Origin of the sequence: Vibrio ouci (assembly GCF_004551525.1) — a bacterium.
GTDB classification, from domain to species: domain Bacteria; phylum Pseudomonadota; class Gammaproteobacteria; order Enterobacterales; family Vibrionaceae; genus Vibrio; species Vibrio ouci.
In genome coordinates, this window is the sequence record NZ_SATR01000429.1 from 1 (window position 1) to 352 (window position 352).

1 protein-coding gene is annotated in these 352 nt (G+C 48.3%); it reads left to right on the top strand.

Going from position 1 to position 352, the window contains the following annotated elements; genetic code table 11:
- Nucleotides 1-159: 159 nt before the first annotated feature.
- Nucleotides 160-352 (top strand): hypothetical protein (locus ELS82_RS28070; RefSeq protein WP_134837872.1); only part of this gene is annotated, 193 nt, incomplete at its 3' end.

Sequence of the window (352 nt, forward strand, 5' to 3'; positions counted from 1 at the left end):
GATTTGTGGATGGAGGTTGGCTCGTCAGGTGGACCCGATAAAAATCAGGTTTACGGGCTCTCCAACACTACGGCCGATAACTTGCGGTCGACCCGTAGTGTTTCAACACTTGGGAGCTCCCAATCAATATCGAGCTCCCAATCTAAGGAGTTCGTGGCCTTGCAGCAACACACGGCTCAGCTCACCGAGAAATACGATAACCTATCAGCAGAGTACGCACAACTCAAAACGTCTCATGCACAACAAAGAGCGGAACAAAGAGCGGAGTCTAAGCAAATCAAAGCGTCTCAAACACAACAAAAAGCGGAGTATGAACAACAAAAAGCGGCTTATGAACAGCTTCGCGAAATGA